Source organism: Brachybacterium subflavum (genome assembly GCF_009299795.1).
GTDB classification, from domain to species: domain Bacteria; phylum Actinomycetota; class Actinomycetes; order Actinomycetales; family Dermabacteraceae; genus Brachybacterium; species Brachybacterium subflavum.
The window spans coordinates 269,866-283,280 of the sequence record NZ_VIGP01000005.1; the positions used below are offsets into that span (position 1 = coordinate 269,866).

The 13,415-nt window shown below is 72.6% G+C and carries 11 protein-coding genes and 1 pseudogene; 4 read left to right on the forward strand and 8 right to left on the reverse strand.

Annotated elements, in window-relative coordinates:
• Nucleotides 1-73 precede the first annotated feature (73 nt).
• The 3 genes from FHG10_RS13565 to FHG10_RS13575 all read right to left on the reverse strand — a co-directional run bounded on the left by FHG10_RS13565 (nt 74) and on the right by FHG10_RS13575 (nt 4,157).
• Nucleotides 74-1,360 carry an amidohydrolase family protein gene (locus FHG10_RS13565; RefSeq protein ID WP_152354007.1) on the reverse strand — a complete coding sequence of 429 codons (1,287 nt, stop codon included), beginning with the start codon at nt 1,358-1,360 and terminating at the stop codon, nt 74-76.
• A 32-nt stretch (nt 1,361-1,392) separates the two neighbouring features.
• Nucleotides 1,393-3,147, reverse strand: coding sequence for a urocanate hydratase (locus FHG10_RS13570; protein ID WP_152353871.1), 1,755 nt, complete (start codon nt 3,145-3,147; stop codon nt 1,393-1,395).
• Between the two features lie 176 nt (nt 3,148-3,323).
• On the reverse strand, nt 3,324-4,157 hold the full coding sequence (locus tag FHG10_RS13575) for a formate/nitrite transporter family protein (RefSeq protein ID WP_152353872.1): 834 nt from the start codon (nt 4,155-4,157) through the stop codon (nt 3,324-3,326).
• Between the two features lie 156 nt (nt 4,158-4,313).
• On the opposite strand from FHG10_RS13575, the gene hutG reads away from it, so the two are divergent.
• Nucleotides 4,314-5,345 (forward strand): formimidoylglutamase, encoded by a 1,032-nt coding sequence (hutG, locus tag FHG10_RS13580; RefSeq protein WP_152353873.1) that lies wholly within the window; start codon nt 4,314-4,316, stop codon nt 5,343-5,345.
• Nucleotides 5,346-5,354: 9 nt separating this feature from the next.
• Here hutG and FHG10_RS13585 read toward each other — a convergent pair whose 3' ends face one another.
• From FHG10_RS13585 to FHG10_RS13595, 3 genes are all read right to left on the reverse strand, one after another.
• A complete protein-coding gene (locus FHG10_RS13585; protein WP_152353874.1) occupies nt 5,355-6,221 on the reverse strand; it encodes an SDR family oxidoreductase in 867 nt (288 codons plus the stop codon).
• 78 nt (nt 6,222-6,299) lie between these two features.
• Entirely contained in the window at nt 6,300-6,860 is a 561-nt protein-coding gene (locus FHG10_RS13590; protein ID WP_152353875.1) for a pyridoxine/pyridoxamine 5'-phosphate oxidase, read from the reverse strand.
• Between the two features lie 63 nt (nt 6,861-6,923).
• Entirely contained in the window at nt 6,924-8,339 is a 1,416-nt protein-coding gene (locus FHG10_RS13595) for a PQQ-binding-like beta-propeller repeat protein (protein WP_152353876.1), read from the reverse strand.
• Between the two features lie 121 nt (nt 8,340-8,460).
• Between FHG10_RS13595 and FHG10_RS13600 the strand changes: the two genes are divergently transcribed.
• Both FHG10_RS13600 and FHG10_RS13605 read left to right on the forward strand, forming a co-directional pair.
• Nucleotides 8,461-8,970 (forward strand): MerR family transcriptional regulator, encoded by a 510-nt coding sequence (locus FHG10_RS13600; protein WP_152353877.1) that lies wholly within the window; start codon nt 8,461-8,463, stop codon nt 8,968-8,970.
• Nucleotides 8,967-9,986 carry an aldo/keto reductase gene (locus FHG10_RS13605; RefSeq protein WP_152353878.1) on the forward strand — a complete coding sequence of 340 codons (1,020 nt, stop codon included), beginning with the start codon at nt 8,967-8,969 and terminating at the stop codon, nt 9,984-9,986. Before FHG10_RS13600 ends, FHG10_RS13605 begins: the two co-directional genes overlap by 4 nt.
• 97 nt (nt 9,987-10,083) lie before the next feature.
• Here the strand turns inward: FHG10_RS13605 and FHG10_RS13610 are convergent.
• Nucleotides 10,084-10,146 (reverse strand): annotated as a pseudogene (locus FHG10_RS13610) (hypothetical protein); the annotation flags it as partial.
• 298 nt (nt 10,147-10,444) lie between these two features.
• On the opposite strand from FHG10_RS13610, the gene FHG10_RS13615 reads away from it, so the two are divergent.
• Nucleotides 10,445-11,698, forward strand: a complete 1,254-nt coding sequence (locus FHG10_RS13615) for a phosphotransferase family protein (protein WP_193636322.1) — start codon at nt 10,445-10,447, stop codon at nt 11,696-11,698.
• Nucleotides 11,699-11,868: 170 nt separating this feature from the next.
• Here the strand turns inward: FHG10_RS13615 and gdhA are convergent, their stop codons facing one another.
• On the reverse strand, nt 11,869-13,212 hold the full coding sequence (gene gdhA / locus FHG10_RS13620; RefSeq protein WP_152353880.1) for an NADP-specific glutamate dehydrogenase: 1,344 nt from the start codon (nt 13,210-13,212) through the stop codon (nt 11,869-11,871).
• Between the last annotated feature and the right edge of the window lie 203 nt (nt 13,213-13,415).

Genomic DNA, 13,415 nt, shown 5'->3' on the forward strand with positions numbered 1-13,415 from the left:
CGGGGCGGACAGGCAGTCCGGAGGGCGTACGGGTGGTCGGGCGGGCGTACGAGCGGTCGGGCGGGTCGCCGCGTCAGACGAAGCGCCGGCCGCGGCGCCGCACCTGGTGGGTGAGCGGCATGCCGGGGCGGTAGGCGAGGTGGATCGCGGCGGGCGCGTCGAGGACGTGCAGGTCGGCGCGTGCGCCGACGCCCAGATGGCCGACGTCGCAGCGGCGCAGGGCGAGCGCCCCGCCGCGGGTGGCGGCGCGGATCGCCTCGGCGAGGCTCAGGTGCATCTGCAGCACGGCGGTCGCGACGCAGAAGCCCATGGCGCTCGTATAGGAGGTGCCGGGGTTGCAGTTGCTCGCGATCGCGACGTGCGCCCCGGCGTCCAGCAGGGCGCGGGCGGGCGCGAGCGGGGCGCGGGTGGAGAGGTCGCAGGCCGGCAGCACGGTCGCGACCGTCGGCCCCTGATCGACCGCGAGCAGTCCTGCCCGCGCGCCGGGCACGACGGGCCGACCGGCGGTCCCCGCGAGTGCCTCCACGTCGGCCGCATCGAGATGGTTCACGTGGTCGACGCTCGCCGCGTGCTCCTCGACCGCGAGCCGCACCCCGCGCTGCGCGCCGGAGAGCTGGTTGCCGTGGACGCGCAGGCCGAGCCCGGCGGTGCGGCCCGCCTCCAGGACGCGGCGGGAGGCGGCGGTGTCGAAGGCGCCGTCCTCGCAGAACACATCGATCCAGCGCACGCTGCCGCGCACCGCCTCGAGCATCGGGCCGAGGATGAGCTCGAGGTACTCGGCAGGGCCCGGGCGGCCGTCCTCCCCGTCGTACTCGGAGGGCACCAGGTGCGCGCCCAGGAACGTGGCCTCGTCGAGCGCGCCGTCGGCGACGAGGCGGGCGGCGAGCGCGGCGGCGCGGGCCTCGTCGGCCACGGTGAGGCCGTACCCCGTCTTCGTCTCGACGGTGGTGGTGCCGCCCGCGACGGCCTCGCCGATCCGCGCCCTGACCAGCGCTTCCAGGCGCGCGTCGTCCGCGGTGCGGGTCGCGTCCGTGGTGACCTGGATGCCGCCGGCGGCGTAGGACTGCCCGGCCATGCGGGCCTCGAACTCGGCCGAGCGGTCGCCGTCGAAGATCAGGTGCGAGTGGGAGTCGACCCAGCCGGGCAGCACGGCGCGCCCGCCCAGGTCGACGCGCTCGTCGGCCGCCGGGGCATGGGCCGACGGGCCCGTCCAGGCGATCCGTCCGTCCTCGATGACGAGAGCGGCGTCGCGGAGGATCTGGCCGTCGGCCGCACCGCGCTCGGTCTCCTCCTCGAGCGCCGGGTCCAGCGTCCACAGCTCGCTGATGCCGGTGAGAACGGTGGTCGACTCGGTGGTCATGGTGGTCCCGGTGGTCGTGGTGGTCACAGCGTTCACCCCTTCGCCGGCGCCGCGCTCGCGCCGGCCCTCTCCGAGGCCTCGCGCTGGGCGGCCTCGGGATCCTCGGCGTCGCGGACGTGCGGCGGCATCGGCACCCGCACGCCGCGCTCCTCGGCGACCTCGGCGGCCCGGGAGTAGCCCGCGTCGACGTGCCGGATCACGCCCATGGCCGGGTCGTTCGTGAGCAGGCGCTCGAGCTTGCGTGCGGCGAGCTCGGTCCCGTCGGCCACCCCGACCTGGCCGGCATGGATCGAGCGGCCGATGCCGACGCCGCCGCCGTGGTGGATCGACACCCAGGTCGCGCCGGAGGAGGTCGAGGTGAGCGCGTTCAGCAGCGGCCAGTCGGCGATCGCGTCGGAGCCGTCGAGCATGCCCTCGGTCTCGCGGTAGGGGCTCGCGACGGATCCGGAGTCCAGGTGGTCGCGGCCGATGACGATCGGGGCCTTGACCTTCCCGGCGCGCACGAGGTCGTTGAAGAGCCGACCGGCCTTCGCGCGGTCGCCGTAGCCGAGCCAGCAGATGCGCGCGGGCAGCCCCTCGAACTCGACGAACTCGCCGGCCGCGTCGAGCCAGCGGTGCAGGTGCTCGTTCTCGGGGAACAGGTCCTTGAGGGCGGCGTCGGTGACGGCGATGTCCTCGGGGTCGCCGGAGAGCGCGACCCAGCGGAACGGGCCCAGGCCCTCGCAGAACAGGGGTCGGATGTAGGCGGGGACGAAGCCGGGGAAGGCGAAGGCGCGCTCGCAGCCGGCGCGGCGGGCCTCGTCGCGGATCGAGTTGCCGTAGTCGAAGACCTCCGCGCCCTCATCCGCGAACTCCACCATGGCCTGCACCTGGCGGGCCATCGATTCGCGGGACTTCTTGGTGAAGCCCTCAGGATCGGCCTCGGCCTCGGCATGCCAGGTCTGCAGGTCGTGCTCGAGCGGCAGGTACGAGAGGGGGTCGTGGGCGCTGGTCTGATCGGTGACGACGTCGATCCGCAGGTCACCGGCGCGGTGGCGGGCGAGGAGGGCAGGGAAGACGTCGGCCGCATTGCCGACGATGCCGATCGAGACCGCGCGTTGCTGCTCGCGGGCGGCGTTCGCGCGGACGATCGCGTCCTCGAGGTCGTCGGCGATCTCCGTGAGATAGCGCTTGGCGACGCGGCGCTCCAGGCGCGTGCGGTCGACGTCGGCGATGAGGCAGACCCCGCCGTTCAGGGTGACGGCGAGGGGCTGCGCGCCGCCCATCCCGCCGCAGCCGCCGGTCAGCGTGATGGTGCCGGCGAGGCTGCCGCCGAAGCGCTGGGCCGCGACCGCAGCGAAGGTCTCGAAGGTGCCCTGGAGGATGCCCTGGGTGGCGATGTAGATCCAGGAGCCGGCGGTCATCTGGCCGTACATCATCAGGCCCTCGGCCTCGAGGCGGCGGAACTCGGGCCAGGTCGCCCAGTCGCCCACGAGGTTCGAGTTCGCGATCAGCACGCGCGGCGCCCACTCGTGGGTGCGCAGGATGCCGACGGGCTTCCCGGACTGGACCAGCAGGGTATCGTCGTCCGCGAGGTCGGCGAGGGAGGCGAGGATCGCGTCGAACGCCTCCCACGAGCGGGCGGCGCGGCCGGTGCCGCCGTAGACGACGAGGTCGTCGGGGCGCTCGGCGACCTCGGGGTCGAGGTTGTTCTGCAGCATGCGCAGCGGCGCCTCGGTCTGCCAGCTCTTCGCGGTGATCGCGGTGCCGCGCGGGGCGCGGACGGGACGGGCTCCTGGAAGGGTCATCGTCGGCTCCTGGATCGTGGGGGCTCACGTGCTCCCACAGGACAGCACCGCGCGCCCTCCCATGCCGAGGAATCGCGGCCGTTGCGTCCGGCATCTCGGACGCATGAGCTGTGAGCTGTCCTTCTTCTCGTGTGTCAGCGACCGGTCGCGGCACCTGTCGGGGCGCCGCGCACCGTTCAGACACCCGCGGCGTCCCGCTCCCGGCGCACCAGCTCCCACGTGCGCACGAGGCGCGGGACCGTGAGGATCGCCAGGCCGCCGATCATGTTCAGCGGGATCACCCAGCTGCACCAGACCAGCCAGTCCATGTAGCCGATGTCGGCCCCGGCGTGCATCGCGCCGAAGATGATGGCGGAGGACAGGGCGCCGTGGTGCATGGAGAGGCCGACCACGAGCAGGCCCGAGATGAGCGAGTTCGCGAGCGTCGCGATGCCTTCGCTCGAGCCCTGGTTCATGCGCGTGATCAGAGTGATCGTGAAGCCCGCGAGCAGGGCGAGCGAGCCGGTCTCCACGGTCAGGCCGTGCTCCATGTAACCGGCCGCGGAGTCCGCGAGCACGTCGTCGAAGCGCGGGAAGGCCGCGACCACCAGCCAGGTGAACGCCCACCCGCCGATGAGGTTGGTGACCAGCGTCGAGATCCACAGCCTCAGCAGCTGGGTCCAAGTGCCGTGGCGGGAGACCACCGCGTTGATCGGCACCAGGAAGTCCTCGGTGAACAGCTCGGAATGGGCCAGTCGGAGCGCGTAGAGGCCGATCCCGAAGGCGAGGCCGCCCAGCAGCTTCGACCCTGTCGCATCCACCACCGCGAGCATCGCCAGCAGACCGATGCCCACGTCGATGCCACCGAAGAGGCCCGTCACCACCAGGGCGCGCCACGTGCGGTTCAGCCGGTTCGCGCCCTCGGTCACCGTGTTCTCGAACTCCTGGACCAGGGCGTCCTCGACGGGCTCCTCGCTCGCACCGAGCCGGCGACGCTCATCGGCTGCGGCCTTCCGGGAATGATCGGCCATCGTCTGCTCTGCTCTCTTCTGGAGGGACAGGTCCGTTCCGGGGCGGCCAGGGCATCGGCCGGAGCCGACGCGCGCGACCTCGTCCGCCGAGTGCCATCATGGCACCGCGCACATCCCGTGCGAGATGCCGCACGGCCGAGACGGCGAGGAGACCCGATGACGCGATCACCCGGCGAGGACGACGCCCCGGTGTGGACCGGCCGACGGGACGGTGAGGGCCCCCAGCACGCGCGCTGGCACCAGAGCGTGCACGTGCGCGACGGTGCCGCCGGCGGCGCCGGGACCACTGGCGACGGGGAGGCCGGCGGCCCCCGGTCCGGCTCCCCGCACGTCGCGCTGCTCGGATTCCGCTCCGACGCGGGCGTGCGCCGCAACCGGGGTCGCGTCGGCGCGGCCGACGGTCCCGCCGCGCTGCGTCGCGCCCTGGCGCCGATGGCACTCCACGGCCCCCTCGCAGCCGGCGAGGTCGACCTGGTCGACCTGGGTGACGCCGAGACGATCGGCGAGGACCTGGAGAGCGGGCAGGAGGCTGCCGCCGCCCTCACCGCACGGGCTCTCGACGACCCGGGAGCACGGCTCGTCGTGGTCCTCGGCGGAGGGCACGAGACCGCCTGGGCCTCGTACCGCGGACTCATGGACTCGCGCCTGGGGCCCGCCTCGGGGCGCCGCTGGGGGGTGCTGAACCTCGATGCGCACTTCGACCTGCGCGAGGAGGAGGTGCCGACATCGGGGACCCCCTTCGCGCAGATGGCGGCGGCCGAACGGTCAGCCGGCCGCGACCTGCGCTACGCCGTGGTCGGGATCGCGGGCCCGTCGAACACGAGCGCCCTGTTCGCCGCGGCACGGGAGATCGGCGCCCGGTGGATGTCCGACCTGGAGTGCCTCGAGCAGGGGGCCGCAGGGATCCGCGACTTCGTCGAGGACTTCACGGCCGACCTCGATGTCCTCTACCTGACGATCGACCTGGACCTGATGCCCGCCGCGAACGCACCCGGGGTCTCGGCCCCCGCCGGACTCGGCGTGCCCGTGCCGCTCGTGATCGCCGCGGTGCAGGCCGCTGCGTCGAGCGGGAAGCTCGCGCTCGTGGACGTCGTCGAGCTCAACCCGCGCCTGGACATCGATTCCCGCACCGCGCGCACCGCGGCGCGGCTCATCGACGAGGCCGTGCGCGGCGCCGTCGGCGGTTGACGAGCGGGCTCAGCGAGCGGCGGACGCGTCGGCGAGCGCGGCCGGCTCGGACTGCGCGAGCCACTGCCCGAGGGTGAGGTCGTCGATGATGGTGCTGCGCGAGCGGGGGATCAGCAACCCCTCGGCGAGCGGACGACCCAGGTAGGGCAGCTGCGTCACGATGCTCGGCGAGCGTCCGGCGAGGCTCCCGCGCGCCTCGAGCGTCGTGCGCACGAGGTCGGCGGAGGTCATGACCTCCGGGCCGCGCATCCGCACGATCCGGTTGGTGGGGTCCTCGCCGTAGGCGGTCGCGAAGCGGGCGTTCTGGCCGGGGACGACCTCGGGGACGGTGCCGCGGCCGGTCTCGATGATCTCGTGGGCGATGTGGTCGGCCGCGCGCTCGACGGCGAGCGGCGCGATGCGCATCGTCGGCAGCACCGCGACCGGGCCCAGGCTCGCCTGCGCGAGCATCGACTCGGCGAGGTCGAACCACTGGGCGGAGCGGATCACGGTGATCGGGATCGGCGCCGCGCGGTAGCCGCGCTCCTGCGCGCTCTTGCCGCGGTAGTAGCCGAAGCGCTTGCCGGCGCCGGGCTTGGTGACGCCCGCGATCGAGACGCAGACGACGCGGCCGACGCCGCCCTTCTTGGCTGCCTCGGCGATGTTCTTGGCGCTGCGGGCGAAGAACGGCACGGCGCGCGAGGCGCGGATGCTGTCGATGTTCACGGCGTCCACGACCACGTCGGCCCCGTCGAGGGCAGTATCGAGCCCCTCGCCGGTCTCCGTGTTCACGCCCGCGCGGCGGCTGAGGCGTCTGACCTCATGACCGGCCGCTTCGATGCGGTCGGAGATGAGAGTGCCGATGGTTCCAGTGGCCCCGAGAACAGCGATGTCCATGACGCCACTGTAGGTCCGCGGCCGCCGCGGCGGGTTCAGGTTCGTCACGCGAGGACTCCTGGGGATCGATGGGGGTTCTCAGCCGGCGGGCGTCGGCACGGGCCCGTGCGTCCAGGTGCCCGCATCGACCGTGTACTCGATGCGCGTGTGCTGACGGTCCTCGCGGGCCTGCATGAACTCGAACGCGCTCGGCACCAGGGCGTACACCTGCCACTCGGGGTTCGGCTCCCCGGTGAAGGAGGGGCGCGAGGCCCAATCGGCCTGCGAGGTCTCCTCGTCGAGCGCGACGACCGTGCCGGTGATCCGCACCTGCCGCCCGGACTCGCGCCAGAAGAAGATCATCGAGGCCTTCGCATCCTCCTCGAGCTGGAGGCCCTTGCGGGAGGTGCGGTGCGTGGAGACCTGGTAGCCGCCGTCCTCGATGTCCTTGAGGATCAGGGTGCGGCCGACGGGGAAACCCGCCTCGTCGATCGTCGTGAACGTCATCGCGTGCGGCTGCCGGGCGCCGCTCGCGATCGCCTCCTCGAGCCATTCGAGGAACAGCGCCTCCGGGTCCTGCGGGACGGTCTCCGGGTCGAGGACGGGCAGGTCGGACGGGAACGCGGGGAGCTTCCGCAGACGATCGCGCAGCTGGGTCATCGGGTCTCGCCTCTCTGGTGGTCGGCGCCCGGTCCGGGCGCCGACCACTCTACGACCGGAGGCTCAGGCGGCCTCGTCCTCCGCGTGGTCCTCGCCCTCGTGGTCATGGCCCTCGTGGTCGTGACCCTCGTTCTCGTGGTCATCGGCGCCCGGGGAGACCTCGTACTCGCCCGAGGCGGTGCCCGTGGTCACCTGCATCTCGTGCGGGACCTCCGGCAGGTCGATCTCCTGGTAGGCCTTGCCGGTGTCGATGTCGACGAGGGTGAGCTTCTTGTTCTTCGAGTCGGCGACGAAGGCGGTGCCGTCGGCGACCGAGAGCATCGGACCGGCCTCCTGCCACTGGTCGGGCTCGGTCCACTCCTGGGCGACCTTCGTCTCGTGCAGGACCTTGCCGCTCTCCGGATCGAGGATGTTCAGCTCGCCGTCGGCCGTGAGGACGAGCGCCTCGCCGTCGGGTCCGCGGTCCAGCGAGCGGAACCAGTACTCCGAGCCCAGGTCGACGGTGTCGAAGGAGCCGTCGCGCGTGTCCAGCAGGCCCACCTTCGTGGGGCGCTCGATGCCGCCCTCGGGGTCCTCCTCGACCTTGTAGTCGGTGAGGACGATCGGGGAGTCCTCGTGGCCCTGCTGGTTGCCCGAGCGCTGGAAGTCCTCCTTCACGTCGATCTTCTGGAACTTCCCGTCCTTGAACATGACGGGCCCGTTCTCGCAGCCGAGGGTCACGACGTCGCCGCCCTCGGTCGCCTCCGCGGCGGCCTCGCCGTGGACACCGGGGCAGTCCTCCGTCTTCGCCGTGACCTTGCCGTCCGCGTCCTCGACGACCACGGTGTGGCGCTCGTCCTCGGTGCCGACGGTGTGCAGCAGCGACCCGTCGGACAGCGGCACGGCGACGCCGTGGTGCGGGGCGTCCGTCTGCGTCTCGGCGACGGTCTTCAGCTGACCGTCCGCGAGGGCGGTGGAGTCGAAGACGGTGATCGCGCCGGTGCCGTCGGCGAAGGTCGCGGTGCGGTCGCCGTGGGGGACGACGTGGCCCGGCTCCTCGGCGGGGATGGTGACGTCAGGCAGCAGGGACGGGTCCTGCGTGTAGTAGTGGAAGTGGTCGCCGTGGGCCTGGGCGATGAGCCCGGTGTCGTAGGCGGTGATCGAGGATCCGGCGCTGACCATGACGCTGCGCCCGTCGCCGGCGGGGTTCAGCCGCACGTACCCCTCGACCGGGGTCTCGTCAATGACCTCGCCGCTCGAGGAGTCGAGCGTGGTCACGCCGCCCTCGTGGGCGAGGACGATGCGCGGAGTGAGCGCGCCGACCTCGGTGCGGTCCGAGGCCGCCTGGGCCGAGGACTTCTTCGGGTCCTCGCCGTCGGAGGCGGCGGAGTCCCCGCCTCCGCCCCCACATCCGGAGAGGGCGAGCATCGAGGCGGAGACGGAGGCGACGAGAAGCCCCCATCGTCGCCGCTTGGTGAGAATGGTTCCTGAGTGAGTCATGCGCAGGACCGTAGCATGTTCTGAGAACGGTTCGCATCTGAGGCTCAAGGGGGCGGCTTCACCAGGTGATCCGGACACGCGGCATTGACCTCCAGCGCACTGGAACTCCTAGCCTGCCGGCATGGACGAGCACGACGCACTGATCGAGCGCATGGCCGAGGACATCGCGGCCGGCCGACGCCCGCCACCCACCAGCCAGGAGGTCGAGCAGCACGCGCTCGAGCTCCCGACCTCGGGCGACCTCACGATCGGCGAGGCCGCCGCGATGTTCGGGATCCTGCCCACCACCATCCGCTACTACGAGGACGCCGGCCTCCTGCGTGTGGGCCGTCGCGAGAACGGCCACCGGGTCTTCGACCGCGCCGCCCTGGGCGACCTGCTGTTCGTGCACGGGATGCGGCTCTCGGGCATGGCGGTCAAGGACATCGCGCGGCTGCGGGAGCTGCTGTCCGACGCCCCCGACGACCCGTGCGGCACCACTGCGCGAGGACTCGACGAGGCACCGCGCACTGCCGCCCGGGACCTGCTGGAGCATCACGCCGCGCAGGTGCGGCTCCAGATCGCCCGACTGCAGATCGCGCTCGCGGTCGCCGAGCACAAGACCGACCACCTGATCGGAGACGAGAGATGACCACCCTGCCCGAGGACACCACGCCCGACCGCCTGACCGACGGGGTCGTGCACAGCCCCCTGCCTGCCGCCCGCATCGGATCGCTCATCGTGCCCCGCATGGGCCTGGGCTGCATGGGGATGACCATGGCCTACGGCCGGCGCGACACGGAGCAGGGCGTCGCCACGATCCGCCATGCGCTGGATCGCGGGGTCTCCCTGCTGGACACGGCCGACATGTACGCGAACGGCCGCAACGAGAAGCTCGTCGGCCGCGCGATCACCGGGCGCCGCGACGACGCCGTGCTCGCCACCAAGGCCGGGATCCTCACGGTGCCGGGCATCGGGCTGCCGCGTGGCCTCAGCGGCCGGCCTGAGCACATCCGGGCACGCGCCGAGCGCTCCCTGAAGAACCTCGGCACCGACCGCATCGACCTCTACTACCTGCACCGCGTGGACCCGAAGGTCCCGATCGAGGAGTCGGTGGGGGCGATGGCTCAGCTCGTCGAACGCGGACTGGTCCGCGAGATCGGGCTCAGCGAGGCGAGCGGCGCCGATCTGCGCCGGGCGCACGCGACACATCCGATCGCGGCGCTCGAGACCGAGTGGTCGATCCTCACGCGGGACATCGAGGCCGACGCTCTGCCCGTCGCCCGCGAGCTGGGCGTGACGGTGGTGCCCTACTCCCCCATCAGCCGCGGCATGCTCTCCGGGGACGCCGCCGCGATGCGGCCCGGGCTGCTGGACTTCCGGCGCGTCCTGCCGCGCTGGTCGCCGAAGAACCGGGAGCACAACGCCGGGATCGTCGAAAGGATCCGGGAGATCGCCGAGGCCCACGACGCGACTCGTGCGCAGATCGCGATCGCCTGGGTGCTCGCGCGCGGTGAGGACGTGGTGCCGATCCCCGGCACCAGCAGGCCCCATCGGATCGACGAGAATCTCGGAGCCCTCGACGTGCGCCTCGGCGCCGAGGACCTCGCGGTGCTCGATGCGCTGCGTGCGGCCGGTGCGCGCTACGGACGCACGGGCGGGGTGTGAGGCGCCGGTCCGCACCCGGCATCTCACGCTTCAGCTCTCGCGCCCGCCGACGAGTGTCCGCCGACCAGCGCCCGCAGCACCTCCGGCAGCGCCCGTCGTCCGCGTCCCGCTCGCGCAGGATCCAGCCGGCGGCCTCGAGTCGGGCGAGGACCCCGGTGAGGGTCGATCGGTCGTCGGCGCCACCGCCTGGTGGACGTGGGCGTCGTCGCCGAGCTCGGCGACCATCGCCGCGGCGAGGTCGGGGCGGGTGGTGGTGCCGCGGCTCCGAGCACTGTCACGTCCATGGAGGTCTCCACGATCGCGCGCTATTGCGGGAGCCGTACTCCATGCGCCCCGCCCCGCCTCTCTCGTCCCCCACCCCGACCGCGGTGCGGTCCCGGACGACTCCGGAGCCGCGAGCGCTGCGGACTAGGATCGGGAGGACCAGGTCACGGGGCAGCACTGTCGAGGAGGGCACGATGGCCAGCACGTCCTCCGCCGCCGGGGCCGCCGCGGCGCCCACTCCTCCAGCGGCCGCCTCGCCGGAGATGGGCGAGCGGATCCGGCGCGCGTGGCATGAGGAGACCCTGCTGCTCCCCCTGCGGGACGCAGATCATGCACGGCGCCTTCCGGGCCAGTCCAAGCACTCCCGGCTCGCCGGACTGGGAGGCCCCGCGCAGGTCGAGCTGCTGGGCACGGGCGAAACCTTCGCCGCCTGGCGCCTGAGCGCGGAGGACGGCACCGCGCTGCTGGTGCGGATCCCCTGGCACACCCCTGCCCACCCCCTGGCCGACGAGCTCGCCGCCCTCACCCAGCTGCCGCCCGGCGTCGGCCCCGAGCCCCTCGCCCTGCACGACGACGCGGAGTCGAGCCCCCTCGGAGCCCCGTATCTGGTGACGACGCCCGTGCCCGGTCGGATCCTCGTGCCGCCGCGGTGGTCCCGCGGCCACCTCATGGCCCACGCCGATCGTCTCGCCCAGCTGCATCGGGTGGCCACGCCGGGGCGCGGTCCGGTGTCGCTCGGAGCCGATCCGTGGGGCCGCATGGAGCCGGTTCGCCTCTCGCTCCTCGAGCTCTTCGAGGCCGACACCGAGTCGGTGGATGGGGCGGTCCTCGCGAGGATCGGCGGCCCGGGCGTGCTGCGCTCCGCCGCGCGGCGACTGCGGGAGGCCGACGCCGCCTTCGCCGGCCTCGAGGGATTCGTGCTCAGCCACGGCGACCTGTGCGCGACGAACATCGTGTGGGACGCGCAGGTCCCCCGCTTCATCGACTTCGAGTGGGCGATGGGCGACGATCCGGCGCGGGACCTCGCGATCATCGGAGGCGCTGTGCACGGCGGCCCCTGGTACGTGCCGCTCACCGAGGAGGACATCGAGGCCTTCGTGGGCAGCTACCTGCACGCGCGCGCACGGCTCGACGGTGCGTCCGAGCTGCCGCGTCTCGAGGGCCAGGCGCCGCCGCTCCCCGCACCGACGCTCGACGCTGCTGGCCTGCGCGCCCGTCGGGATGCGTGGGAGATCTACGAGAAGACCGCGATGCTGCTGCACGTCGCGGGGCGGGTCACCGATCGCGGCGACGCAGATCGGGGCGGGGCGGATCGGAGCGGGGCCGCCCACGACGGGGCCGACGGGACTGCCGATGCGCCCGCGCCCACCGCCGCCGCCCACGGCCCCTACGCCACGGCGCTGCCGATCCTGCGCGACACCCTCCGTGCCCGCCTCGGCGCCGACTGACCGGCGAACGAATCAGCCCGAGACAGCCGGAGACAGCTCGAGAGGTACGAAACGGTTGCCAAGATCGATCTTGGCAACCGTTTCGTACCTCTCGACGGCCGCGGCGGTCGGCACCACCGGAGCCGCCGGGGTGGCCGGCGCAGGTCCCCCTGCGCCGGCCGCGCTGCGGATCAGATGACGCCGAAGGCGATCATCGCGTCGGCGACCTTGCGGAAGCCGGCGACGTTCGCGCCCACCACGTAGTCGCCGGGGCGGCCGTACTCCTCGGCCGTCTCGAGGCAGGTGCGGTGGATGCCGACCATGATGTCGGTGAGACGGCCCTCGGTGTAGTCGAAGGACCAGGCGTCGCGCGAGGCGTTCTGCTGCATCTCCAGAGCGCTGGTCGCGACGCCGCCGGCATTCGCGGCCTTGCCGGGACCGTAGGCGATGCCCGCCTCGCGGAACACCTCGACGGCGTCGGGGGTGCAGGGCATGTTCGCGCCCTCGGAGACCGCCTTGACCCCGTTCTTGACGAGGGTGCGGGCGGCGTCGGCGTCGAGCTCGTTCTGGGTGGCGCTGGGCAGGGCGATGTCCACGGGGACGTCCCACACGCTGCCGCCCTCGACGAAGCGGGAGCGGCCGCCGCGGCGATCGGCGTACTCGGCGATGCGGCCGCGCTCGACCTCCTTGATCTGCTTGAGCAGCTCGAGGTCCAGGCCGTCCTCGTCCACGACATAGCCGGAGGAGTCCGAGGCGGTCACGGCGATGCCGCCCAGCTGGGCGGTCTTCTCCGCCGCGTAGATCGCGACGTTGCCGGAGCCGGAGATCGCGACCTTGCGGCCGTCGAAGGACTCGCCGCGGGCCTTGAGCATCTCGTCGGCGAAGATGGCCGCGCCGTAGCCGGTGGCCTCCTTGCGCACGAGCGAGCCGCCCCAGTCCAGGCCCTTGCCGGTCAGGGTGCCGGCCTCGTACTTGTTGGTCAGGCGCTTGTACTGGCCGAACAGGTAGCCGATCTCGCGGGCGCCCACGCCGATATCACCGGCGGGGACGTCGGTGTACTCGCCGATGTGGCGGTGCAGCTCCGTCATGAAGGACTGGCAGAAGCGCATGACCTCGCCGTCGGACCGGCCGTGCGGGTCGAAGTCGGAGCCTCCCTTGCCGCCGCCGATGGGCAGGCCGGTCAGGGAGTTCTTGAAGATCTGCTCGAAGCCGAGGAACTTCACGATGCCCACGTTCACCGAGGGGTGGAAGCGCAGGCCGCCCTTGTACGGGCCGAGCGCCGAGTTGTACTCGACGCGGAAGCCGCGGTTGACCTGGACGGTGCCCTGGTCATCGACCCACGGGACACGGAAGATGATCTGGCGCTCCGGCTCGCACAGGCGGGTGATGATGCCCTGGTCCGTGTACTCGGGGTGGCGGTCCTGGATGACCTCCAGAGACGAGAACACCTCGCGCACGGCCTGGTGGAACTCCGGCTCTCCCGGGTTGCGACGCAGTACAGCGTCGTAGGTCTCCTGCAGGGTCGAATCGAGCATCGCGGTCCTTTCGCTCGGGGCAGGTGAGGGCACACAGGGGTGCCCGGGCCATCAACAGGTGGGGCGCTGGGGACACACTACGAGCCATGACGTCTCACGTCACGGGACGATCGTCCTGCGGGACGGGACGAGGGGCCGACGGGGCCGCATGGCCGGCCGGCGGTCGCGGTGTCCCCCTCTCCACGCCTTCTCCTCGCGCGCGT